General features: G+C 37.0%; 26 protein-coding genes. 18 read left to right on the forward strand and 8 right to left on the reverse strand.

Going from position 1 to position 24,046, the window contains the following annotated elements:
- The first annotated feature begins 71 nt into the window (after positions 1-71).
- Both ABES03_RS11500 and ABES03_RS11505 read left to right on the forward strand, forming a co-directional pair.
- A complete protein-coding gene (locus ABES03_RS11500; protein ID WP_430117426.1) occupies positions 72-791 on the forward strand; it encodes a tRNA (adenine(22)-N(1))-methyltransferase in 720 nt (239 codons plus the stop codon).
- Positions 778-1,893 (forward strand): Nif3-like dinuclear metal center hexameric protein, encoded by a 1,116-nt coding sequence (locus ABES03_RS11505; RefSeq protein ID WP_430117427.1) that lies wholly within the window; start codon positions 778-780, stop codon positions 1,891-1,893. The genes ABES03_RS11500 and ABES03_RS11505 overlap by 14 nt, the downstream gene beginning before the upstream one ends.
- A 46-nt stretch (positions 1,894-1,939) precedes the next feature.
- Here ABES03_RS11505 and ABES03_RS11510 read toward each other — a convergent pair whose 3' ends face one another.
- Together ABES03_RS11510 and vrrA are read right to left on the reverse strand one after the other, a co-directional pair.
- Positions 1,940-2,890, reverse strand: coding sequence for a 4-hydroxy-3-methylbut-2-enyl diphosphate reductase (locus ABES03_RS11510; RefSeq protein WP_430117428.1), 951 nt, complete (start codon positions 2,888-2,890; stop codon positions 1,940-1,942).
- A gap of 308 nt (positions 2,891-3,198) precedes the next feature.
- Positions 3,199-3,897, reverse strand: a complete 699-nt coding sequence (gene vrrA, locus ABES03_RS11515) for a VrrA/YqfQ family protein (protein ID WP_430117429.1) — start codon at positions 3,895-3,897, stop codon at positions 3,199-3,201.
- Positions 3,898-4,165: 268 nt separating this feature from the next.
- Here vrrA and ABES03_RS11520 point away from each other — a divergent pair, with 268 nt between their 5' ends.
- Entirely contained in the window at positions 4,166-5,482 is a 1,317-nt protein-coding gene (locus ABES03_RS11520) for a DEAD/DEAH box helicase (protein ID WP_430117430.1), read from the forward strand.
- 23 nt (positions 5,483-5,505) lie between these two features.
- A complete protein-coding gene (locus ABES03_RS11525; RefSeq protein ID WP_430117431.1) occupies positions 5,506-6,399 on the forward strand; it encodes a deoxyribonuclease IV in 894 nt (297 codons plus the stop codon).
- A gap of 46 nt (positions 6,400-6,445) precedes the next feature.
- On the opposite strand, the gene ABES03_RS11530 is transcribed toward ABES03_RS11525, so the two are convergent.
- Entirely contained in the window at positions 6,446-6,703 is a 258-nt protein-coding gene (locus ABES03_RS11530; protein WP_430117432.1) for a DUF2624 domain-containing protein, read from the reverse strand.
- A gap of 175 nt (positions 6,704-6,878) precedes the next feature.
- Between ABES03_RS11530 and ABES03_RS11535 the strand changes: the two genes are divergently transcribed.
- Genes ABES03_RS11535 through ABES03_RS11545 form a run of 3 tightly spaced genes read left to right on the forward strand, consistent with a single transcriptional unit; the run spans position 6,879 to position 8,910 of the window.
- Positions 6,879-7,652, forward strand: a complete 774-nt coding sequence (locus ABES03_RS11535) for a metal ABC transporter ATP-binding protein (protein WP_430117433.1) — start codon at positions 6,879-6,881, stop codon at positions 7,650-7,652.
- Positions 7,649-8,500, forward strand: coding sequence for a metal ABC transporter permease (locus tag ABES03_RS11540; protein ID WP_430117434.1), 852 nt, complete (start codon positions 7,649-7,651; stop codon positions 8,498-8,500). The genes ABES03_RS11535 and ABES03_RS11540 overlap by 4 nt, the downstream gene beginning before the upstream one ends.
- Positions 8,497-8,910, forward strand: a complete 414-nt coding sequence (locus ABES03_RS11545) for a Fur family transcriptional regulator (RefSeq protein WP_308083155.1) — start codon at positions 8,497-8,499, stop codon at positions 8,908-8,910. The genes ABES03_RS11540 and ABES03_RS11545 overlap by 4 nt, the downstream gene beginning before the upstream one ends.
- Before the next feature lie 42 nt (positions 8,911-8,952).
- Here ABES03_RS11545 and ABES03_RS11550 read toward each other — a convergent pair whose 3' ends face one another.
- Positions 8,953-9,555, reverse strand: a complete 603-nt coding sequence (locus ABES03_RS11550; protein ID WP_430117435.1) for a 5' nucleotidase, NT5C type — start codon at positions 9,553-9,555, stop codon at positions 8,953-8,955.
- A 191-nt stretch (positions 9,556-9,746) separates the two neighbouring features.
- Between ABES03_RS11550 and ABES03_RS11555 the strand changes: the two genes are divergently transcribed.
- Positions 9,747-10,229, forward strand: coding sequence for a hypothetical protein (locus ABES03_RS11555; protein WP_430117436.1), 483 nt, complete (start codon positions 9,747-9,749; stop codon positions 10,227-10,229).
- 68 nt (positions 10,230-10,297) lie between these two features.
- On the opposite strand, the gene ispG is transcribed toward ABES03_RS11555, so the two are convergent.
- From ispG to ABES03_RS11570, 3 genes are all read right to left on the reverse strand, one after another.
- Positions 10,298-11,398, reverse strand: coding sequence for a flavodoxin-dependent (E)-4-hydroxy-3-methylbut-2-enyl-diphosphate synthase (gene ispG / locus ABES03_RS11560; RefSeq protein WP_430117447.1), 1,101 nt, complete (start codon positions 11,396-11,398; stop codon positions 10,298-10,300).
- A 114-nt stretch (positions 11,399-11,512) separates the two neighbouring features.
- The gene (locus ABES03_RS11565; RefSeq protein WP_430117437.1) at positions 11,513-11,860 is read right to left on the reverse strand and encodes a LysM peptidoglycan-binding domain-containing protein; all 348 of its coding nucleotides are present in this window, start codon (positions 11,858-11,860) and stop codon (positions 11,513-11,515) included.
- An 86-nt stretch (positions 11,861-11,946) separates the two neighbouring features.
- Entirely contained in the window at positions 11,947-12,726 is a 780-nt protein-coding gene (locus tag ABES03_RS11570) for a DUF1189 domain-containing protein (RefSeq protein WP_430117438.1), read from the reverse strand.
- A gap of 121 nt (positions 12,727-12,847) precedes the next feature.
- Between ABES03_RS11570 and ABES03_RS11575 the strand changes: the two genes are divergently transcribed.
- Complete coding sequence (locus ABES03_RS11575) at positions 12,848-13,333, forward strand: DUF456 domain-containing protein (RefSeq protein ID WP_430117439.1); 486 nt, start codon at positions 12,848-12,850, stop codon at positions 13,331-13,333.
- Between the two features lie 22 nt (positions 13,334-13,355).
- Here ABES03_RS11575 and ABES03_RS11580 read toward each other — a convergent pair whose 3' ends face one another.
- Positions 13,356-14,054 (reverse strand): Crp/Fnr family transcriptional regulator, encoded by a 699-nt coding sequence (locus ABES03_RS11580; protein WP_430117440.1) that lies wholly within the window; start codon positions 14,052-14,054, stop codon positions 13,356-13,358.
- Between the two features lie 253 nt (positions 14,055-14,307).
- Here ABES03_RS11580 and ABES03_RS11585 point away from each other — a divergent pair, with 253 nt between their 5' ends.
- From ABES03_RS11585 to phoU, 9 genes are all read left to right on the forward strand, one after another.
- Complete coding sequence (locus ABES03_RS11585; RefSeq protein ID WP_309860615.1) at positions 14,308-14,916, forward strand: superoxide dismutase; 609 nt, start codon at positions 14,308-14,310, stop codon at positions 14,914-14,916.
- 133 nt (positions 14,917-15,049) lie between these two features.
- Positions 15,050-16,267 (forward strand): MFS transporter, encoded by a 1,218-nt coding sequence (locus tag ABES03_RS11590; RefSeq protein WP_430117441.1) that lies wholly within the window; start codon positions 15,050-15,052, stop codon positions 16,265-16,267.
- A 161-nt stretch (positions 16,268-16,428) separates the two neighbouring features.
- Positions 16,429-18,585, forward strand: a complete 2,157-nt coding sequence (locus ABES03_RS11595) for a peptidoglycan D,D-transpeptidase FtsI family protein (protein ID WP_430117442.1) — start codon at positions 16,429-16,431, stop codon at positions 18,583-18,585.
- 255 nt (positions 18,586-18,840) lie between these two features.
- Positions 18,841-19,752, forward strand: a complete 912-nt coding sequence (locus ABES03_RS11600) for a phosphate ABC transporter substrate-binding protein (RefSeq protein WP_430117443.1) — start codon at positions 18,841-18,843, stop codon at positions 19,750-19,752.
- Positions 19,753-19,835: 83 nt separating this feature from the next.
- Positions 19,836-20,756 (forward strand): phosphate ABC transporter permease subunit PstC, encoded by a 921-nt coding sequence (gene pstC / locus ABES03_RS11605; protein ID WP_430117444.1) that lies wholly within the window; start codon positions 19,836-19,838, stop codon positions 20,754-20,756.
- The gene (pstA, locus tag ABES03_RS11610) at positions 20,756-21,643 is read left to right on the forward strand and encodes a phosphate ABC transporter permease PstA (RefSeq protein WP_430117445.1); all 888 of its coding nucleotides are present in this window, start codon (positions 20,756-20,758) and stop codon (positions 21,641-21,643) included. Before pstC ends, pstA begins: the two co-directional genes overlap by 1 nt.
- 31 nt (positions 21,644-21,674) lie before the next feature.
- A complete protein-coding gene (gene pstB / locus ABES03_RS11615; RefSeq protein WP_430117448.1) occupies positions 21,675-22,481 on the forward strand; it encodes a phosphate ABC transporter ATP-binding protein PstB in 807 nt (268 codons plus the stop codon).
- A 6-nt stretch (positions 22,482-22,487) separates the two neighbouring features.
- Positions 22,488-23,267 carry a phosphate ABC transporter ATP-binding protein PstB gene (pstB, locus tag ABES03_RS11620; RefSeq protein ID WP_430117449.1) on the forward strand — a complete coding sequence of 260 codons (780 nt, stop codon included), beginning with the start codon at positions 22,488-22,490 and terminating at the stop codon, positions 23,265-23,267.
- Between the two features lie 4 nt (positions 23,268-23,271).
- Entirely contained in the window at positions 23,272-23,940 is a 669-nt protein-coding gene (gene phoU / locus ABES03_RS11625) for a phosphate signaling complex protein PhoU (protein ID WP_430117446.1), read from the forward strand.
- Positions 23,941-24,046 lie beyond the last annotated feature (106 nt).

A 24,046-nucleotide genomic window follows, 5' to 3' on the forward strand; every position in this document is an offset into this window, starting at 1 on the left:
GTGAAGGACTTTTTTTTATAATGAGAAAAGCGATTTAAAAAAGTTATTATAATTAGTAAAGTGGTGGTATTTTGAATACAGATAAATTATCAATGCGACTTGAAACAGTAGCTAAATATGTTCCAGCTGGATCTAGAATGGCAGATATTGGTTCGGATCATGCGTATTTACCTTGTTATTTAGCAAAGAACACAGGAATCTCTTTTGCTATTGCAGGGGAAGTTGCTATGGGACCATACCAATCTGCTGAAAGAAATGTACAATCAGAAGGATTAACTACCATTATTTCGGTGCGAATGGGTGATGGGTTGGAAGTAATTCAACCTGGGGAAGTTGACTGTATCACCATTGCCGGGATGGGCGGCTCCTTAATTACGAGTATTTTAGAAAATGGAAAAAAAAAGCTGGATTCAGTCACGCGCTTAGTATTGCAACCGAATATTAGTGCCGTTTCTATTCGAAAATGGTTTTTAGAAAATAACTGGGAGCTTGTTTCAGAAGAAATCATAGAAGAAGATGGGAAGATTTATGAAGTCCTCGTAGGTGAAAAGGGCGATCCGTATAAACCCTATAATGAAAAAATTGAAAGCGGCTTATTGTTAGGGCCATTTCTTAGCAGAAAACAAGAAGAAGCCTTCCAAAAAAAATGGACAATGGAATTAAGAAATTGGCAGAGGATTGTTGAACAGTTAGAGAGTGCAGGAGAAACTGCCGAAACCATTGAAAAAAAGCAAGAGATAGTAAATAAAATAAATTTAGTCGAGGAGGCTTTGAAAAATGAAGAATCCTAACGGGCATGAGATTATTCAGCTTTTTGAACAGTTTTCACCGAAATCTTTAGCGATGGAGGGTGATAAAATCGGCTTGCAAATTGGACGGCTAAACAAAAAAGTTGAACGAGTCATGATCGCTCTTGATGTGCTAGAGAATGTTATAGATGAAGCCATAGAAAAAAACGTACAACTCATCATTGCACATCATCCAATTATTTTTCGTCCACTAAAAAATGTACTAACGGATACAATTCAAGGAAGAATGGTTGAAAAACTTTTAAAACATGATATTGCAGTATATGCTGCACACACCAATCTGGACGTTGCAAAGGGAGGAGTAAACGACCTCTTGGCAGCTGCATTAGAATTACAGGAACCAGAAGTACTTGTCCCTACTTTTGATACAAAGCTAAAAAAATTAGTAGTTTTTGTTCCAGTAAGCCATGCAGAAGAAATTAGAAACGTACTCGGCAAAGCCGGAGCAGGTTTTATAGGGAATTACAGTCATTGTACCTTCTCGACAAGTGGTACCGGGCGGTTTCTGCCTGGTGAGAATACAAATCCCTTTGTGGGTCAACCTGGTCAGTTAGAAGAGGTAGATGAGATTCGAATTGAGACCATTGTTCCAGAACCGCTTCTTAAAAAAGCTATTACTGCGATGATTAAAGCACATCCTTATGAAGAGGTCGCTTACGATGTATATCCGACTGAAAATAAAGGGGAAGTGCTTGGTCTGGGTAGGATAGGAAAAGTTAGTGAAATGACTCTTGGAGAGTTTGCTGAAAAAGTAAAGACAGCACTTGATGTAGAACAAGTAAGAGTAGTTGGCGATCTAGCTTCTAAGGTTAGAAAGGTTGCTGTTTTGGGGGGCGATGGAAATAAATATTTCATGAATGCCAAATTCAAAGGCGCCGATGTATATGTAACTGGAGATATTTATTATCACACAGCACATGATGCCATGATGCAAGGCCTTAATATGATTGACCCTGGACATAATGTTGAAAAGGTCATGAAAAAAGGATTGACAGCAGCCTTGCAAAAAATATTTAGTGAAAAAGGATACGAAGTAGAGGTATTCCCTTCTGAAGTAAATACAGATCCTTTTCAATTCATATAAACATATAAAAAGAACCGGTCTAAAGTTAGACGCGGTTCTTTTCATATTATTCGTTTTCGGTCTTTTTGACCTTGGGTAATATTCTACTTAATTGAACTGTTTTTCTCCGTTCCCAAGTGGTTTCATTATTCGGATCAAATTGTTCTAAGAACGTAATGACTTCCTTTGTAATAGGAGTAGGTGTGGAGGCTCCGGATGTAACAGCCACCGTCTTAGCATCTTTAATCCAATCAATTTCTAATTCAGTAATATCGGCAATACGATACGCTTTTGTACCAGCGATTTCTTCTGAAACCTGTGCAAGGCGATTAGAATTATTACTTTTTGGATCTCCTACAACAATAGTAACGTCAGCTTCAGTTGCCTGACCGGCAACTGCCTCTTGGCGTATTTGGGTTGCATGGCAAATTTCATTATAAACCTCAACATGAGGATATTTTTGTTGAACCATTTTCATCGTATCTGAAACATCCCATTGACTCATAGTGGTTTGGTTCGTTACGAGTAGCTTCTCACAATCAATGGTTAATGTTTCAACATCACTTGGGGTTTCCACCAGATGAACCATGTCAGGCGCAACACCTACAGCTCCTTCTGGTTCTGGATGCCCTTTTTTCCCGATGTAAATGACGTGATAACCTTGTTTGGTCTTTTCTTCAATGAGGTCATGTGTTCTTGTCACGTCAGGACATGTGGCATCAATGGTTACAAGGCCTTTCTTTTTAGCAAGTTCACGTACTTCTGGAGAAATCCCGTGGGCAGTAAAAATAACTGTCCCTGTTTCTACCTTATCAAGAATATCTTTTCTGTTTTTTCCATCTAGTGTGATGATTCCTTCTTCCTCGAAAGCATCTGTTACATGTTTATTATGAACAATCATCCCTAAAATGTAGATCGGACGTGGCAAAGATTTATCTAATGCGGCGTTTCTGGCGATGACCATAGCGTCGACCACGCCATAACAGTATCCGCGTGGAGATATCTTAATGATTTGCATATATGAAGTCCTCCTAAAAGACATTGTTTAATAGACTATGTATTTATTATATAAAACTAATAGATAGAATACAAAGATACATTTTTCCTTTTGACTCTGTTTAACTTGTCTGTTGATTTCCGCTCCCGGCGCAAGCGGTTCGTGGGCGTTTCGGCGAGCCTCCTCGGCGCTTGCGCCTGCGGGGTCTCCCCTGAACCGTACTCCCACAGGAGTCTTCACGCCTTCCGCTCCAATCAACATTTCTTTAACATATCCTTCCTTTTATATATAGATAAAATAAAAAGAATGCTGTTTCCAGCATTCTTAGGTTAGATGTACATTTTTGGAATGGAATTTCCTCTTGGCTGTTGTCCGGTACTTTTAGAAGGCTTTTGTTGCTTTTTTTGACTAGATTGTTTCCCTGTACGACGATTTTCAGTTTGCTCGTTATTCGAAGATTCTTCATCCATAACGGCTACTGATTGATTACTTTTCTCATTCGTTGTTTCTTCCGTACTCTTTGATGCATTTTTAAATCCTTTATACAGCTTCCACATGGCTGGGAGATTCTTGACCATAGGTCCGTATTGTTGAATCATTGGGCCTATGGATTGTGCTGTTCTTAATACCTGTTGAGTATTATTAAGCATATTGGATAATCCACCTGGGTTACTTAAGGATTGGAGTAATCCACCAGCTCCACCTGATGCGGCCCTGCCGGCTCCTTGAGCGCCCAAAAGTCCGCCTGCACCACCTGCTTGATTTCCTCTACCGAGAATTTTTGAGAGCAGCCCGCCGCCGCCGTTCATCTGTCTTCCCATTGAACCCATCATTGGATTTCTTCCCCCAAATGGATTGGCAGACTGCCTCATCATTGGGCTTCCACCTCCGAAGGGATTAACACCTGGTCCCATCATTGGGTTTCTTCCAGCAAAAGGATTGTTCCCAGGTCCCATCATTGGATTTCTGCCTCCAAACATACCTGGGCCCATTCCGCCCTGCATAGGTAATCTTGGTCTTGGTTGCATACCATGACCTCCTTTCGTTCCCTCATGCTTTAAAATATGCATTTATCCTAAATTGGTTTAGGTATTCTACACAAGTGATAAACTAAATTTCATTTTAAAAACAGGATAAAATGTAAAAGATAAGAAATATATAGATAGTTAGCTGGTGATTTAAGAGAAACTTTAATATAATAACATGATGGAATAAAAAGTGTAGGCACATGCTGATGAAGAAAACTACATTATACCCATATAACCATTGGATATTTTTAGAATAAGGAGCCCTTATATGAAAGTAAATAAATTTGATCGTTTTAAGTTTCAGCCTTTTATTATAGATTCACTGAATAATTTTGGTTTTTTTGATCCGACTGAAATTCAAGAACGGATGATTCCAATAGTCCTAAAGGGAGAAAGCGCCATCGGCCAATCCCAAACAGGAACAGGTAAAACATTTGCATATGTATTACCTATTCTTGAAAAAATTGATCCAAAGCGTCAAGAGGTACAAGCAGTTATTACTGCACCGACAAGAGAATTAGCCTCACAAATTTATCAACAAATTTTAAAAGTAACAGAAAAATGCAGTCCAGATAGTCAAATCATGACAAGATGCTATATTGGTGGAACTGATAAGCAGCGTACCATAGAGAAATTAAAGGTACAGCCGCACATTGTTGTAGGTACTCCAGGACGAATCAAAGATTTAATGGTGGAACAAGCACTTTTTGTCCATACATCAGAAATCCTTGTTGTTGATGAAGCGGATATGATGCTTGATATGGGATTTATTGAAGATGTGGACCAAGTGGCGGCAAAAATGCCTGAGAAACTGCAAATGCTCGTCTTTTCAGCAACTATTCCTGAAAAATTAAAACCTTTTTTAAAGAAGTATATGGAGAATCCAAAAACGGTCCACATTGATGCAAAAAATAAGGCTGCTGAAAACTTAGAGCATTATATTGTACCATCAAGACACCGCAGTAAGAAGCAGCTTGTTCATGATGCATTGCTTGCTTACAATCCCTATTTAGCGATTGTTTTTACGAATACTAAAAAAATGGCTGAAGAGGTAGCCTATTTCTTAAATGAAAAAGGGCTAAAGGTTGGCCGTGTTCATGGGGACTTAAACCCACGGGAACGTAAAAAAATGATGAAGCAAATTCAAGAATTGGAGTTCCAGTATATCGTGGCAACTGACCTCGCCTCAAGGGGTATCGATATTGAAGGTGTCAGCCATGTTATAAACTATGAACTTCCAACAGATTTGGATTTTTATATCCATAGGGTAGGGAGAACAGCGAGAGCAGGTAATACAGGGATTGCCCTTACCATTTATGAAAATTCCGATGAAGATGCGTTAAATAAGTTAGAAAAAATGGGTATTCATTTTAAACATGTGGATCTTAAAAAAGATGGTTTTGTTGAAATAGATGAACGAAATAAGAGAAAGACAAGAGTTAGAAAAGAAGATGAAGCAGCTAAAACAGCTAAAACCCTAGTGAAGAAGCCACAAAAGGTAAAGCCAGGCTATAAAAAGAAAATGCAATGGGAAATGGATAAAATAAAAAAGCGTCAGCGAAGATTGGAACAGAAAAAGAAATAAGAAATTGAATGGAGAGGAAAGAGATGTTGAAGATCGGGTCACACGTGTCAATGAGCGGAAAGGATATGCTGCTTGCTGCTAGTAAAGAAGCAGTATCTTATGGGGCAAATACGTTTATGATCTATACAGGTGCTCCTCAAAATACAAGAAGAAAGAAAATTGAAGACCTGAACATTGAAGAAGGCAGGAAGCATATGGAGGAGAATGGAATCTCGGAAATTATTGTCCATGCTCCTTATATCATTAATATTGGGAATACCACAAATCCAGACACATTTGAGTTAGGTGTAAGGTTCCTCCGCAGTGAAATAGAAAGAACAGAAGCGCTCGGTGCAAAGCAAATTGTCCTTCATCCTGGTGCCCATGTGAGTGCAGGCACAGAGGCAGGAATTAAGAAGATTATTGAAGGATTAAATGAGGTTTTGACTGGTAAGGAACAACTTCAAATTGCTTTAGAGACCATGGCAGGAAAAGGATCTGAATGTGGTAAATCTTTTGAAGAAATTGCCATGATTATGGATGGGGTTAATTATAGTGATAAATTATCCGTCTGTTTCGATACATGCCATACGCATGATGCCGGCTATAACATCGTGGATGACTTTGATGGTGTCTTAAATGAATTTGATAAAATTGTGGGTCTAGATAAACTAAAGGTTCTTCATATCAATGATAGTAAAAATGCAGTTGGTATGAGGAAGGACCGCCATGAAAATATCGGCTTTGGTCATATTGGCTTTAAGGCTCTCAATTATATCGTTCACCATCCCCAATTGATGGATGTTCCTAAGATTCTTGAAACCCCTTTTGTTGGAGAAGATAAGAACAATAAAAAAGCACCATATAAACATGAAATCGAGATGCTACGCAATCAGACATTTAATGAAAATCTTTTAGATGTAATCATGCAATCATAAGGAAAAGCTGTGCCAGTGAGCACAGCTTTTTTCAATGAACCTTTTCTTATTGTTTGGTAAACTGCATTAATAATTTATTGACTTCGCGCGCTGTTTCCGGACCGGCTGCTTTTGCAATTTCTTTTACTAATTTACTTCGTTGTGTATCATCAAAAATGTTTATGTTTTTACCACGTAAGTATTCTGCAATCTTCCTAGCCTGTTGCTGGTTTACTTTAATATTAAATTGATTGGCATATTTGACTAACTCTTCAGCAGTAATCGTGTTGATCTTATGATTAATGATGTTTTCAAATATTTTCACCCTCATCACTCCTCCATGTTAATGTATGAAAAACAAACGGGAGTGTGACAAATGATTGAGAAAGTGGATTGCACCAGCCCTGTTGCTGTATGCTTTACAATCGCAATACCGTGTTGTATACTACACTAAGTTAAATCGGAATGATTCTTATAATTAAAAAGTGAGTGTGCATAACATGCAATCAATAATTGATATTCAACATTTATTTTATCGATATGAGAAGGATACGGTCTTAGAAGATATAAACATGTCTGTTCCTGACGGTTCTTTTTTAGCTATTGTGGGGCCAAATGGGTCAGGAAAATCAACATTGTTAAAATTGATATTAGGGTTATTAAAACCCCAAAAAGGCGAGATCACTATATTTGGTCAGGAAATCTCTAAATTTAAAGATTGGCAGAAAATCGGTTATGTGTCACAAAAGGCTAATTCCTTTAATACAGGTTTCCCTGCTACAGTATTTGAAGTAGTGGCAAGCGGGTTAACAAAAAAGCTCGGTTTGTTTACGTTTTTTAAAAAGGAACATTCGCTGAAGGTATATGAGGCATTAGAAGCAGTAGGCATGAGAAAATTCAGTAACAGAAATATTGGAGAACTCTCTGGTGGTCAGCAGCAAAGAGTGTTTATTGCCCGAGCACTAGTCAGTGAACCCAAACTGCTGATTCTTGACGAACCAACGGTAGGAGTGGATGCGGAAAATGTTAATTCATTCTATCAAATGCTCGGCGATTTAAACAAAAACCGTGCGATTACCTTGCTGTTGGTTACACACGATATTGGCACTATTTCTGATAAGGTCACACATGTTGCTTGCTTAAATAAACATTTACATTTTCATGGTGAAACAAAAGAATTTGAAGAGTTGAGAGGGGAAGGAATGTCAGAATTTTATGGACATGGCGTTCATTTACTCGCCCATCACCATGAACACGGAGGCGCCAGAAAATGATTCAAGGAATTTTTCATTATGAATTTTTACAAAATGCCTTCTTAACCGGATTAATGATCGGGATACTGGCTCCATTGCTCGGTGTTTTTATCGTTGTGAGAAGATTATCTTTAATTGCTGACGCACTTAGTCATGTAACGCTTGCGGGTATTGCAGCCAGCCTTCTTATTGAAAAGAAATTTGCCATAATGGCCGGATTAAATCCTTTATATTTAGGTATGGTTTTTTCAGTAGGCGGATCATTATTTATTGAAAAACTAAGAGGGGTCTATAAACACTATCAGGAGCTGGCCATTCCTATTATTTTATCAAGCGGGATTGGACTTGGCGTTATCTTTATTTCGCTTGCAAATGGATTCAATACAGACTTGTTCAGTTATTTGTTTGGGAGTGTTTCTGCTGTTAGTCGTACAGATCTATGGGTTATTTTTATCATAAGTATTTTGGTTATTTTGGTTATTATTTTCTTGTATAAAGAGTTATTCTTGCTCTCATTTGATGAAGAGCATGCAAAAGCATCTGGTATTGCTGCTAAAAGTATCCATTTCATCTTTATTGTTATGGTTGCTTTGGTTATTGCGGCATCTATGAGAATTGTTGGAATTCTACTGGTATCCTCTTTAATGACGTTACCAGTTGCAGCCAGTATTCGAATCGCAAAGGGATTTAAACAAACCATTTTCTTATCTGTTCTTTTTGGTGAATTAGCAGTATTGGGCGGCCTTTTTATTGCTTACTATTTAGATTTGGCTCCCGGTGGGACAATTGTTATGCTTGCTGTTCTTATTCTTGTATGTTCTATTTTTTACAAAAAATTAACTGGTGCATTAGGAGGTGGTGCTAAGTGAATGTTAACGAAGCAATCCAATACCTAAAGGAAAATGGATTTAAGCAAACAGGAAAAAGAGAAGATATGCTTCAATTGTTTGCTGATAGCGATAAGTATTTAACCGCTAAGGATGTCCTAGATCAGTTAAAGGATGATTATCCAGGTCTAAGCTTTGATACGATTTATCGCAACTTATCCTTATTTGTTAATATGGGGATTTTAGAGATGACAGAGTTATCTGGGGAAAAGCATTTCCGTTTCACCTGTTCAAGCAGCCACCATCATCACCATTTTATCTGTTTAGACTGTGGCAAAACCAAGAAAATTGAAACCTGCCCTATGAATGGTCTAAGTGAAAATTTGAAAGGCTACGACGTCTCAGGGCATAAATTTGAAATATATGGCCGCTGTCCGGAATGTTTAAATTAAAGAAAAAAACAGCTTGTGGGAGCACAAGCTGTTTTTATTATCCTATAAATAGGAGTTGGTCATTTGAGGTTTGGTTCCTTGGAGTTTTAACCATTGGTTAACCCAATCATTTGCCTCTATCCAGTTATTTACCCGTATAACACCATTTGGAATTGGGTCTTGATTGTAGGGGGTATCAAATAAAATAACTGGAATCTTACATTCTTCTTGAATCATTATCGCATTATCATGTTTATCCTCGAAAAAGATTTCCACTTTATGCTTTTTTACTGTTGCCACTTTATCGTGGGAACCAATTAATTCAATATGGTCAAAGGTTAATCCTTGATCAAAAAACCAATTCTCAGTGACTTCAAGTAAATGGGAGCCCCTAGCACTAATAAAGAACAGTTCATGTTTATTTTTCCACTTGTTAAGGACTTTTTTTGCACCTGTTGCAAGCGGAGACTCTTTATAGATTAGTGGTTCATTCTTGGCAAACCATTGTGCAAATTCTTTCTCCGATACATTAACAAATGGCGTCAAGTCATATTGATTCACGTCTTCATACATAATTTCCATTCCAAAAGCTTGATTGATAAAAGGTAGTATGGATTTAGGGCAAGTTACCGTTCCATCAATGTCAATTCCAAATCTTCTTCTCATTAGGCTCACCTTCAAATTGCAATAGACTATCTTTATTTTACCAAAGACAGCTTAACAATAAAGTATTTATTTATAAGTAAATTTTTCGGTAAATGAAATAATTAACTAATGCAGTTAAACTTTAACATATTAAAAATTTGAAGGAAGCAAACAATAATAAATGCTCCTATTACTGAAAGTGAGGGATTAGGATGGCAGATGAAAGAGACACAAGAGTTCAGGAAGCCCTTCGAAGTTCAATTATAGGCGAAGATATCCCCAATTCTCCATCAGAATTTAGGGAAGAAGTAGCATCTGAAGTTTCCGAGCCTATAAAAACTCGCTACTCATTGAAAAAAGACGATCCTGTTCCTGAAATTGGAGCATCCGTTCCAATCCATTCTCATGGATACAGGGAAGAAACAGCTGCCGAAATAGCAGCCCCAGTACCAGTCGTTCGAAGAGATGTGCGTACAGGGGATAGGGAGAGAGCAGAGGGAGGGACCGGAATAGGTACCCTTGCAATTGCCCTTTCTATTTTGTCCCTGTTTGTTATGCCAATTCTTTTTGGTGCTGCCGGTATTGTGTTAGGGTTTGTTGCTAGAAGAAGAGGTGCTGAGGGGCTTGGTGCCTGGGCAATAGGTATTGGTGCCATCTCGATCATTCTTGGTATGTTTATTCTTCCGTTCTTTTAACATGAACGCAGCCTAGGAGCAAAAAGAAACCCGGTAGAAGTGTCTACCGGGTTTCAAACTGTTTAATCTTATTGATTTATCTTTTCTTCCTCAGCTTTTTTACGGAAATATTCTTCCGCAACTTGATCGATTTCTTTTTTCAATTCTTCAACCATTTGGACCTCTGGAACTTTACGAACGATTTCACCTTTTCTAAAAAGCAGACCTTCACCGCGAGCACCTGCAATTCCGATATCAGCTTCTCGAGCTTCACCAGGACCATTCACAGCACAACCTAAAACGGAAACCTTAATTGGTGCTTTAATATTTTGGATATATTCTTCGACTTCATTTGCAATACTGATTAGGTCAATTTCGATTCGACCACAAGTTGGACATGAAATTAATGTGGCTGCATTAGAAGAAAGTCCGAAAACTTTTAATAGTTCTCTTGCTACTTTCACTTCTTCAACCGGGTCTGCACTTAAAGAAATACGAAGGGTGTTACCGATTCCTTTACTAATAATCGCGCCTAACCCTGCCGCACTCTTCACTGTTCCAGAAAATAGTGTTCCGGATTCTGTAATCCCTAAATGTAATGGATAGTCAAATGCCCGTGCAGCTTTTTCATAAGCTTCAATCGCCAGATTAACATCTGATGCTTTCATGGAAACAATGATGTCGTGGAAATCTAAATCCTCAAGAATTTTAATATGATGAAGGGCACTTTCGACCATTCCATCTGCAGTTGGGTATCCGTATTTTTCAAGGATCTTCTTTTCAAGAGAACCTGCGTTTACCCCAATGCGAATAGGAATTCCACGTTCTTTTGCTGCTTTAACAACAGCCTCTACTTTTTCGCGCTTACCGATGTTACCGGGATTAATTCTGATTTTATCTGCTCCGCCTTCGATAGCTTTAAGAGCTAATTTATAATCAAAATGAATATCTACGACAAGGGGAATATTAATTCGTTTTTTGATTTCTGATATAGCATTAGCTGCTCGTTCGTCTGGGCAGGCTACTCGAACAATTTGACAACCTGCATCCTCAAGACGTTTAATCTCAGCAACTGTTGCTTCAACATCATGAGTCTTAGTTGTGGTCATACTTTGAATAATTAATTCATTATTCCCGCCTATTGTTAAGTTACCAACTTTAACTGGCCGGGTTTTTGTGCGATGTATAATTTCACTCACGTGGAATTCGCTCCTTTAAATTGGAATTCGAATAAGGGTTCTAAAATCAATTCGACTTTATTTTATCAGTCTACCACTATTTTTGACAAGAAGAAGCGATTATCCTCATTTTTTTGAGTAATCAGGAAAAACGTAAGTGGAGCCAATCTGAATTTTTTCAGGAGACTTTCCAGGATTGAGCTTCTTAAAATCTTCAATAAGCTCGGTTATTGAAACGGGAAGAGATTTATCTAACTCATTTTCAACGATAGAAATCACTGTATCTCCCGGTTTTACTTTTGCTTCAAATGCTGGAATATCTGTTTTAAGTTTATTGTTGTTTTCTTTAGTGATGTTCTCCACCTTTGCGTCAACATGCTGAGAGGCTGAAGAGGGTAACGTGCCAACAGTTAAATCAAAGTAAATAACATATATAATTAAAATAGATAATAACAAACCGAAAAGTTTCTTCATCGGACAAGCCTCCAGGATAGAAAGTTTGTACATACCTATGCTTGTCCAATTAGAAAAAGAACATAATAAATAAAAAATGCACCTATTTATGGCGCATTTTTGTTAACAGTTTTAGGTCTTGGGATTTCATTAATAGCTAAGTATAGAACGATGATGACAACAAACCAATTGATCAACGCACTGTTAGGTACAGTGGTTTTAATTGCTGCCATAATTGTAAAAAATAGCGTTGGCAGTGTTTCACTGTATGCAGCCATTCGCCATAATTGACGATAATTTAGCTTTCTACCTAATAGGTTCTTTAATACTAGACCTATTAATGCTAAAACGGACACTTCAATAAAACTGGCTGCACTAGAGAAGAGGTATATAAACAGCGAAACCACAGGTATTATAACACCCTTTACTCCAGCAATTGTATCGATAAATTTAAGCATTTCATCCTTAGTTAAACCTTCAAACATGGAATAAGGTGATGTATCTGTCCGTCCTGCTGCAGTAAGGACGAATTCATCTTTTAGCAAGGCAAAAGCATTTCCTTCGTTCTCCACATCGGTTTCAGTCATAGTGCCAGTTGGATCAATAATAATCGTGAAGTCCTCACGATTAATTATGACAGGTACATCGGTTTTTGCTGATAGTTTTCCATTCTTTATTGAAAAATCAGGCGATTCATTCGTCAGAATCTTCTCAGCAGTATCTATTCCAGTGGTTAATGCTGTACTAAAATAAATAACAGCAGGTAGAACAGAAATCAATGTTAGAAAGAACACATAAAGAATAGTTTTGCCGATTCCTTGGAAACGAAATAAGGCAATATCTTTTGGGGAGTAGATACTTTTATAAAATTGTTTAAAAATATTCATAGTGACCACCTTTATACAGATTCCATTCTATTGTATCTTTTGTAGGCTTTATATACAAGAATGACTAATGAAACCATTATGATTCTCATTCGTATGATTAATCAAAGAAAGGACTGAAAAGATGGAAATAGTGTATTGGGCTTTGGTAGCCATTTTATTTATTGTAGCTTTTGTAGGATTGGTATACCCCATCATTCCAAGTGTCATATTTTTATTAGCCGGTTTCCTATTGTATGGTGTGCTTTTTAGTTTCGAACCCTTTCATTGGTTATTCTGGGTAATTCAAGGATTGTTTGTCATTTTATTGTTTGTGGCTGATTATATCGCAAATATGATTGGCATTAAGAAATATGGGGGCTCCAAAGCAGGTATTTGGGGAAGTACGATTGGTCTTATTGTTGGACCATTTATTATCCCGGTGTTGGGTATTTTAATTGGGCCATTTATTGGTGCAATAGGAGCAGAGTTAATCTTCAATAAAAGAAACTTTATGGATAGCATAAAAATTGGATTTGGTTCTGTAATAGGCTTTATAAGCAGTGTCGTGACAAAGACCATCATTCAAGCAATCATGATCGGATACTTTCTTTTTGTTGTTTTAAATTAAAAAAGCCACCGAGGTGGCTTTTTTAATTTAAACCGCAAATTTCGAAGGAACAATTTTGGCAATCTACTTCTTGCTTTAAGCAGCTTATTTTTTTAACAGTGATCTTTTGATTATCATATGAAATGATATCCTTTTCCCGTAGCTCCTTCAAAGAACGTTGAATGACCTCTCGTGTTCCAAAAGTTAAGTTAGCTAGTTCCTGATGTGTTAGAGGAAGATCAATCAGTATGCCATCATCTGTCTTCACTCCATATGAATTGCACAAGCGGATCAAAATGGAATAAAGACCTCCTTTTTTTCCATTCATAATTAAATCCTGGCATTTCATCTGTGCTTTAAGATAGCCTGTGCTTAACCAATAAACGAGCGCATTCATTGCTTCTGGGTCTGTTAAGACAAATTCTTCAAAATGCTCCCTTTTGACGAGCAACATTTCACAATCAGTTAATGTTTTCGCATAAAATTGATAATGGGGATTTGCTTTAAACAGCTGATACTCAACAATTAACTCTTGGTTATTCAATACTTTTAAAATAAATTCTTTTCCTTTTAAATGGACTCTGCCAAGTGCAATACTTCCTTTAAGTAATAAGTAAACATACTCTACTGAATCTTTTTCTTGAAAAAGGACAGAACCAGATTTAATCTTTTGAATCGGTTCTTTTTTTTGGAAAAACTGAAGCATTAAATTATATATAGAAACCATATTGCTTTCCATCATTATCACTCCCTATATATTACAGCTTAACAGAATAAGGGAAAGAAATTCATGACACTTTTTCGAAATATAATTAGTTATGAATAAATATCGTTGAAATGGGGATTGTAAATATGTTAGCCTAAGCATTTTATTTGAAACGCTTGACAAAGTTTGGTACTCTTAAGCTGCAAAGCTTAAGAAAATTCGAAAAATCGTTGGATTTTTTGATTGACTTTAGCCAAAAAATAATATGAATACATAGGAGGAATTTTCCATGGCTTTTGAATTACCACAATTACCTTATGCAGAAGATGCTCTTGAACCACACATTGATAAGGAAACTATGAATATTCATCACACTAGACACCACAACACGTATGTAACAAATCTTAATGCAGCATTACAAGGCAACGAAGAATTACTTTCTAAATCTGTTGAAGAAGTAATTGCAAACTTAGATGCAGTTCCAGAAGCTGTCCGTACAGCTGTACGTAACAATGGCGGTGGACATGCAAACCACTCTTTATTCTGGCAAATCCTTTCACCAAATGGTGGCGGTGCACCAACTGGTGAATTAGCAGATGCAATTAACAGTAAATTTGGAAGCTTCGAAAGCTTCAAAGAAGAGTTTGCAAAAGCTGCAACTACTCGTTTCGGTTCTGGCTGGGCGTGGCTATCTGTATCAAACGGCGAATTAGAATTAACAAGCACTCCAAATCAAGATTCTCCATTAATGGAAGGTAAAACTCCAATTCTTGGTCTAGATGTTTGGGAGCATGCTTACTACTTAAAATATCAAAACAAACGCCCAGACTATATTGGTGCATTCTGGAACGTTGTAAACTGGGATGAAGTTGCTAAACGTTACAACGAAGCAAAGTAATTCCTTTATGAAAACAAAAAGACAGCTGTTTTTAAAAGCAGCTGTCTTTTTTTTGTTTGTTCCGATACCCGAAGAATTTGAATAGAAACCACTCGCTTGTTAAAGACTACCCTTAAGATAAAGGGGAGTTTTAATGGTGAAAAAATCAAAAATTTTAGGTGATGTAGAATTAACAAAAGATCTAACACTTTTGTTAGTTATTGGAGGGTTATATTCATTAAGTGTTGCTCTTTCCAATACATTTGTGAATATATACCTTTGGAAACAAACAGGAAGTTATTCAGATCTTGCACTTTATAATCTTTCGATTGTCGTTCTACAGCTGTTGACGTTTATCTTAGCAGGGCGGTGGGCAAAGAAAATCGATAGGGTTATTGTACTTAGAATCGGTGTGATTTTCTTGGCTGTTTTTTATCTAATGGTATTAATTACTGGAACAAAGGCTTCCTCCTTTTTATTGCTTTTGGGCAGTCTCCTGGGAATAGGGTATGGTTTTTATTGGTTAGCCTACAATGTTTTAACCTTTGAAATTACAGAACCAGAAACTAGAGATTTCTTTAACGGATTTTTAGGGATCCTTAGCTCAGCAGGGGGAATGATAGGTCCATTAGCTGCTGGATTCATCATCACTAGATTTGAAAAATTCACTGGATATACATTTGTATTTGGTTTGTCCTTAGCATTATTTGCACTTGCTGTGTTTATCAGCTTTTCTTTAAAGCCAAGACCTGCTGCAGGGAGATATTGTTTTAGACGTATATTAGAGGAAAGAAAACTAAATGAAAATTGGCGTCTCGTTACCAATGCCCATTTTTTTCAGGGACTTAGAGAAGGGACGTTTTTATTTGTTATCTCCGTGTTTGTTTATATTTCAACTGGGAGTGAAATGGCTCTAGGTACATTTGGTTTGATTAACTCGGGCATTTCCTTTGTTGCTTACTACTTTGCATCCCGCTTAATCAAAAAGAACAATCGTAAAAAAGCAATCCTGATTGGTGGTCTAATACTATATGCGGCCGTCTTAATCATTGTCTGGGATGTGAATTTCGTAAAACTGTTAATTTATGCTGCTATGATTGCTCTGGCCTATCCACTCTTGCTTGTCCCATATATGTCGACTACCTATGATGTGATAGGAAACGGGTGGAAGGCTGCAGAAATGAGAATTGAGTATATCGTTGTAAGAGAAATCTTTCTGAATTTAGGAAGAATCGTTTCTATCCTTGCCTTTATTGCTGCAGTCACATGGTTTAATGAGGACAAAAGTATTCCTATATTATTGTTAATATTAGGTGCAGGTCATTCTTTGATTTATTTGTTTATAAAGAGGGTTCAATTACCTGTAGCGTAATGAGGCTGACCAATCAGCCTCATTTTCTATTTCGAAGAGAATTCATTAAAAAATGTCGAAATACGCAAAATTGGTAAGGGTTATTCATAGAAAAAAAGCTCATTTTCTTATAAAATAGAGGTTGCTGTATTAAGCCTTGAAAAAAGGAAGTGTGTAAGAACTTGAATAAAAAGAAAAAAAAGAAGACGCATGTACCGTTCCGTTTAAATATGTTGTTTTTTGTGGTTTTTGTGCTGTTTTCCGTTCTCATCCTCCGCTTGGGTGAATTACAAATTGTTTTTGGTGATGATTTTAAACGGGAGATTGAACGAACAGAGGATATCACCGTAAATAACCCTGTCCCAAGAGGAAAAATGTATGATCGAAATGGGAAAGTAATTGTTGATAATTCCCCTTTAAATGCTATTACTTATACAAAGAATCAAAGTACTACGCAAGAAGAAATGTTGAAAACAGCTGAGAAGTTGGCAAAATTTATTGAGATGGATACAAAAAAAATACCTGTAAGAGATAAAAAAGATTTTTGGATTATGAAGTATCCTGAAAAAGCAAAGGCTTTAATCACTAAAAAAGAATGGAATAAATATAAACAAAAAAAATTAACTGACAAAGAAATCTATCAAATGCAAATTGACAGAATTGAAAATGATGATCTTAAGATACTAGAAAATGATAAAGAGGCAATGGAAATTCTAGCGATTTATAGAAAATTCAATAGTGGATATGCACTAACACCACAAATTGTTAAGAATAAAGATGTAAAACCTGAAGAATTTGCGATTGTTAGTGAAAACTTAGAAAATCTTCCGGGTGTGGATACAACCACTGACTGGGACCGAGCCTATCCGTTTGGTGATACATTAGGGTCCATTTTAGGTAATGTTTCATCCTCTGAAGCAGGAATACCAAAAGAACAGTTAAGTAAATATCTTGCTAGAGACTATAGCAGAAATGACCGTGTGGGACAAAGTTATATTGAATTAAAGTATGAGGATGTCCTTCATGGTCAAAAAGCTAAAGTGAAAAATGTGACAGATAAGTCTGGGAAAGTTCTTTCTACCGAAGTTGTTTCTGAAGGTAAAAGAGGAAAAGACCTTGTTTTAACCATTGATATGGATTTACAGAAGCAGGTAGAAAAAATTATTGAAGATGAGATGTGGGATGCGAAGAGAAAGCCAAATACTTCGCTATTGGATCGTGCTTTTGTAGTAGTCATGAATCCTAAAACAGGAGAAATTCTGTCACTAGCCGGAAAGCAAATTGGTAAGGACAAAGAGGGTAAGACCGTAATGAAAGACTTTGCCGGAGGAAATATTACGTCCTCCTATAACGTCGGGTCCGCTGTTAAAGGGGCAACCATCTTAACGGGTTATAAAACGGGAGCGATAAGTCCTGGAGACACTCAACTGGATGAACCTTTAGTTATTAAAGGCACACAGGTGAAAAAATCCTGGAAGACCTTTGGAAGAATTAATGACCTAAGAGCACTTCAAGTCTCTTCTAACGTTTATATGTGGAAAACAGTTATTGAGATGGCCCATGGACGTTATGTCCCTAATGGACCATTAATATTAGATACAGAAAAGACTTTTAATACAATGAGACAGACCTTTAGTCAATTCGGACTTGGGACCCGTACAGGGATTGACCTGCCAAACGAAGCGAGCGGTTTTCCAGGTTCAGAAAAGAAACCAGGTTTGCTTCTTGACTTTGCCATTGGTCAATATGATACCTACACACCGATTCAGCTTGCACAGTATGTTTCAACGATTGCTAACGGCGGTTATCGTGTGCAGCCACATATCGTTAAGGAAATTCGCGAGCCAATAATGGAAAATAATGAATTAGGACCTATTATTGAAGAAATGCAACCTAAGGTATTAAATCGTGTGGATATGAAAGAACAATGGATCAAGCGAGTGCAAGAAGGGTTCCGCATGGTCATGCAGGTGGGCGACGGTACAGCTACAAGTTACTTTAAAAGTGCTTCGTACCACCCAGCTGGCAAAACAGGAACTGCACAGGCCTTTTATTACGGGTCTGATAAATCTAAATATGGTACACCAGTCATGAACTTAAGCCTTGTTAGCTTTGCGCCATCAGACAACCCTGAAGTAGCTATTGCTGTAATGGTACCATGGGCATATCAAGGAAATAGCGGGCCGAGTGTGAATAACTTAATTGGCCGAAAAGTATTGGATGCTTACTTTGACTTAAAGAAGAATCGTAGTAGTACGGGAAAATCCTCTACTACAGAACAACAGCAGACAGAAAATTCTACTGACGCAATTCAAAATAACCAGCAATCTGGTCAATAATCAAATCTTGAACTGTCTCCAATTTTGGAGGCAGTTTTTTTTATAACATGACTAAAATTGGAGCATGATAAAACTACATAACAAAATAACTGTATAGAGGGGGACTTAATTAGATAGTGAATTTACAAAAGCTCAACATAAATTTACAAAACCTTTACATTCCATTAAAACAAGGTTTACAGTAAAGGCTTATTCTTAAACATGTAAGGAAGACAAACATTTATAACAACGAAAATTCTTAGGGGGAATAAAGAAATGAAAAGCCTGAAAAAATTAAGCTTATTTTCGATTCTAGCAGCAGTAATGATCATGATGGCTGCTTGTGGAGGCGGAACTGACACTGATAAAAAAGACGGAACAGCTGATGGTGGAAATAAAGAACTTTCTGGCTCATTAGTCATTTCTGGTTCATCTGCGATGCAGCCATTAGTTGCTGCTGCAGCAGAAGAATTTATGGCAGAAAATCCAAAAGTAGATATTCAAGTAAATGCTGGAGGATCTGGTACAGGATTATCTCAAGTTGCTGAAGGTTCTGTTCAAATCGGTAACTCTGATGTTTTCGCTGAAGAAAAAGAAGGAATCCCTGCTGACCAACTTGTTGACCATAAAGTAGCTGTTGTTGGAATCACTGCTGCGGTTAACCCTAAAGTAGGTATTAAAGATATTTCAAAAGAAGATTTAATGAAAGTTTTTACTGGAAAAGTGACGAACTGGAAAGAAGTTGGCGGTAAGGATCAAAAAATCGTATTAGTAAACCGTCCGGATTCATCTGGTACTCGTGCCGTGTTTAATAAATTTGGTTTAGATGGTGCAACACCTGCAGAAGGAATCACAGAAGACTCATCAAACACTGTTAAGAAAATTATTAATGAAACAGATGGGGCAGTTGGTTATCTTGCATTCTCTTATTTCACTGATGATAAAGTTACTCCACTTTCAATTGATGGAGTAGAACCTAATGATGAGAACGTTCAATCAGGTAAATTCCCAATCTGGGCCTATGAACATTCATATACAAAAGGTGAGCCTGATGGCCTTGCAAAAGCGTTCCTTGACTATTTAATGTCAGATGATATTCAAAACACTCTGTTAAAAGAACAAGGATACCTTCCTGTTACAAAAATGAAGGTTGAACGTGATGCAGAAGGAAATCAGAAAAACCTATAAGCAGTAAAATTTTTAAAAGTAAAGGGTAAATGCAGGATGCATTTACCCTCTTATGACGTATTCATAGGGGTGTTTGGATTTATATGGAAAAAACAGTTCCTGCAAGTGAAAGATTGTTAAAGTCTAAAAAGAGTTTAATGAATGGAGAAGTGCGAGGGCGGATTCTTGTTTTACTGTGTGCTGTTATTATGATATCTGCTACCATTTCAATCACTATTTTCTTAGGTACAAAAGGGTTACAATCTTTTATAAATAATGGTGTAAGTTTTATTGAGTTCATAACAAGTACACACTGGAATCCTACAAATAAAGCTAATCCGGAGTATGGAGCGTTACCGTTTATTTTCGGATCCTTTGCGGTAACATTCCTATCTGCACTTGTTGCTGCTCCATTGGGTATTGGCGGTGCCATTTTTATGACAGAAATTGCACCCTCTTGGGGTAGAAAAATTCTACAGCCCGTCATAGAACTATTGGTTGGAATTCCGTCTGTTGTTTATGGGTTCATCGGGCTTACAATCTTAGTTCCTTTTATTCGGGAGAATGTGGGGGGACTTGGTTTCAGTTTATTATCTGGAACAATTGTTCTTTCAATTATGATTTTACCAACAGTAACCACAATCGCAACTGATGCAATGAGTTCATTACCAAAAAATCTCCGTGAAGGTTCCTATGCGTTAGGAGCTACTCGTTGGCAGACTATTCGTAAGGTATTAATCCCAGCCGCATTACCAACTCTTTTGACTGCCATTGTTTTGGGTATGGCTAGAGCGTTTGGTGAAGCACTCGCAGTTCAAATGGTTATTGGTAATGTTAGGGATTTACCTACAAGCTTACTAGACGCTTCAGCAACATTAACGACGATTATTACTCTTAACATGGGACATACAACCTATGGAAGTGTTGAGAATAACACTCTATGGTCAATGGGATTAATTTTATTAATCATGTCGTTTGCGTTTATTCTCCTTATTCGTTATCTCTCTTCTAGGAGGAAAATGTAATGAATAGCAAAACTGCGGATCGAATTGCAACTGGCGTGTTTATTGCAATTGCAATTATTATCGTTTCTATTTTAATCGGTTTATTTTATTATATTTTGGTTAATGGTCTTAAACATATTTCCTTAGATTTCTTAACTACACCGTCTAGCAATGTACGTGCGGGCGGCGGTATCCGAGATCAGCTTTTTAATTCAATTTATATCTTAGTAATTACAATGATTATTGCCGTGCCTTTAGGAGTGGGCGGTGGTATTTATATGGCTGAATATGCGAAGCCTGGGAAAATTACAGATATTATTCGTTCATGTATTGAGGTTTTAGCCTCTCTACCATCTATCGTAATTGGGATGTTTGGTTTATTAATGTTTGTTAATGTCACTGGTTGGGGTTATACCATTCTAGGTGGAGCATTAGCGCTAACTGTATTTAATTTACCTGTAATTGTAAGGGTAAGTGAGGATGCACTTCGCTCAGTACCTCGCGATCTGAAAGAAGCGAGCCTTGCCCTAGGAATTACTCATTGGCATACGATTAAAACTGTTTTGTTACCAAGTGCTTTCCCATCCATTTTAACAGGAGCTATCCTTGCTTCGGGTCGTGTGTTTGGTGAAGCAGCGGCGTTGTTATTTACGGCAGGCCTTTCTACACCAAGATTAGATTATGCAAATTGGAATCCATTTTCAGCGCAATCACCATTAAATATTTTCCGTCCTGCGGAAACATTGGCCGTTCATATTTGGTCAGTAAACACTCAAGGGTTAATCCCAGACGTTGAAGAAGTTTCGAATGGATCGGCTGCAGTTCTAGTTATATCCGTACTAATATTTAATTTATTAGCCCGGTGGATTGGTAGTTTGATTCATAAGAAAATCACAGCAACTAAATAAAGGCAGGGGAAATATGATGGTTTCTGCTAACATGGAAAATAAACCAACTATACAAGTTGTTCAGTCAAACAACCAAATGGAAAAGGATCATATTTTGAAGGTCAATCAGTTACAGATATTCTACGGGGAAAAGCGGGCAGTTAATGGAATATCATTGGACATTGAAAAAAATGGTGTAACAGCACTTATTGGTCCTTCAGGATGTGGTAAATCAACCTTCCTGAGAAGTATTAATCGGATGAATGACTTAATTCCGGGAGCAAGGGCAGAAGGTGAGATCCTTTATGAAGATATCAATATTTTGTCTAACGACGTAAATGTAGTAGCTTTACGTAAAGAAATCGGAATGGTTTTTCAAAAGCCAAACCCATTTCCTAAGTCGATATACGAAAATATTACCCATGCACTAAAATTTGCAGGGATAAGGAAGAAAAAAGAGCTGGATGAAATTGTAGAGGAGAGCCTTCAAAAAGCAGCACTATGGGATGAAGTAAAGGATCGCCTTCATAAATCAGCACTCTCCCTTTCAGGAGGACAGCAGCAACGTCTTTGTATAGCCAGGACGATTGCAATGAAACCGACTGTTATGCTTTTAGATGAACCCTCTTCGGCATTAGATCCTATTTCTAATGCTAAGGTTGAAGATTTGATTGTTGATTTAAAGAAGGATTATTCAATTATTATCGTCACCCATAATATGCAGCAAGCATCTCGTATTTCAGACAAAACAGCCTTCTTTTTAAACGGTGATTTAGTTGAATATGACAACACGGAAACAATATTTACTAATCCATCTGTTAAAAAGACCGAAGAATATATTTCTGGTAGGTTTGGATAAGGAGGAATCGGTGTGGCAATTCCAACATTGACTAGAGAAGTTTTTAATGTGAAAGACCTTAATTTATGGTATGGAGAGCATCATGCCTTAAAGAATATCAATTTTCCTATTAATAAAAAAGAGGTTACAGCTATTATCGGTCCATCTGGTTGTGGGAAATCAACATTTATTAAAACTCTTAATTTGATGATTAATATGGTCCCAAATGTAAAAATGACCGGTGAAATTAATTATGATGGACAAAATATATTAGATGAGAAAATGGATCTTGTTGAACTGCGTAAGCATGTTGGCATGGTATTTCAAAAGGGTAATCCTTTTCCACAATCGATTTATGATAATATTGCCTATGGTCCAAGAATTCATGGAATTAAGAAAAAGGTTCATTTGGACGAAGTTGTCACAAAATCTTTAATGGATGTGGCATTATGGGATGAAGTTAAGGATCGTCTACATGCACCTGCTTTAGGACTTTCAGGTGGGCAACAACAAAGATTATGTATAGCAAGGGCACTCGCAACTAAACCTGAGGTTTTGTTAATGGATGAGCCAACCTCTGCACTCGATCCTATTTCTACTTTGAAGATAGAGGAATTAATTCTTGAGCTAAAAGAAAAATATACCATTGTTATTGTTACCCATAACATGCAGCAAGCGGCACGGGTTTCAGATAAAACAGCTTTCTTCTTAATGGGGGAATTAATCGAATTAGATTCCACTTCTGCTATTTTTTCAAATCCTAAAGATCCACAAACTGAAGGCTATATTACAGGAAGATTCGGATGATGAGGTGACTAAATTGAGTACAAGGTCGAATTTTGATAATAATTTAAAGCAGTTGAAAGAATTGCTATTACAAATGGCTAATAAAGCTGAGTTTGCCATTAAGGAAGCAATGATTGCCCTTATTAACCAAGATATGGTGAAGGCTAAGCTTGTAATTGATGGGGATAATGAAATTGATGATTTAGAGCATGAAATCAATGATAAGGCTTTATTATTAATTGCAAGAGAATCACCTGTAGCAACAGATTTAAGACAAATCAATGTAGCCTTAAAAGTATCATCTGAGGTGGAACGGATGGCGGATATGGCTGTAAACATTGCTAAATCTGCGGTTCATATCGGGAATGAAAAGCATATTAAAGAAATAGTTGATATTCCAAATATGATGGAAATGGCTTTAGATATGGTATCTGATTCTATCAAGGCATTTTATTCTGAGGATATAACGCTTGCTAAAAGCTGCGCTGAAAGAGATGATCAAGTAGATAAAATGTTTGGAAGCCTAATTCAGGAACTTTTAGGTTATATTCCTAAAAATCCTAATTCTACAAACCAAATTATCCAATTAGCATTCGTGTGTAGATTTATTGAAAGAATAGCTGACCATTCCACAAACATTGCTGAGAATGTAATCTATTTAGTAACGGGAAAACGAATTGATTTAAACTCCTAACAAATAATAGTATGAATCAAAGATGAAGCAGAAGATTAATGCTTCGTCTTTTTTTTATTCACAAGCTGTATTAAAGAACAGTGATGATTTTTACACCCTGTTGATT

The sequence above is a fragment of the Neobacillus rhizosphaerae genome, assembly GCF_050477885.1.
GTDB classification, from domain to species: Bacteria; Bacillota; Bacilli; order Bacillales; family Cytobacillaceae; genus Neobacillus; species Neobacillus rhizosphaerae_A.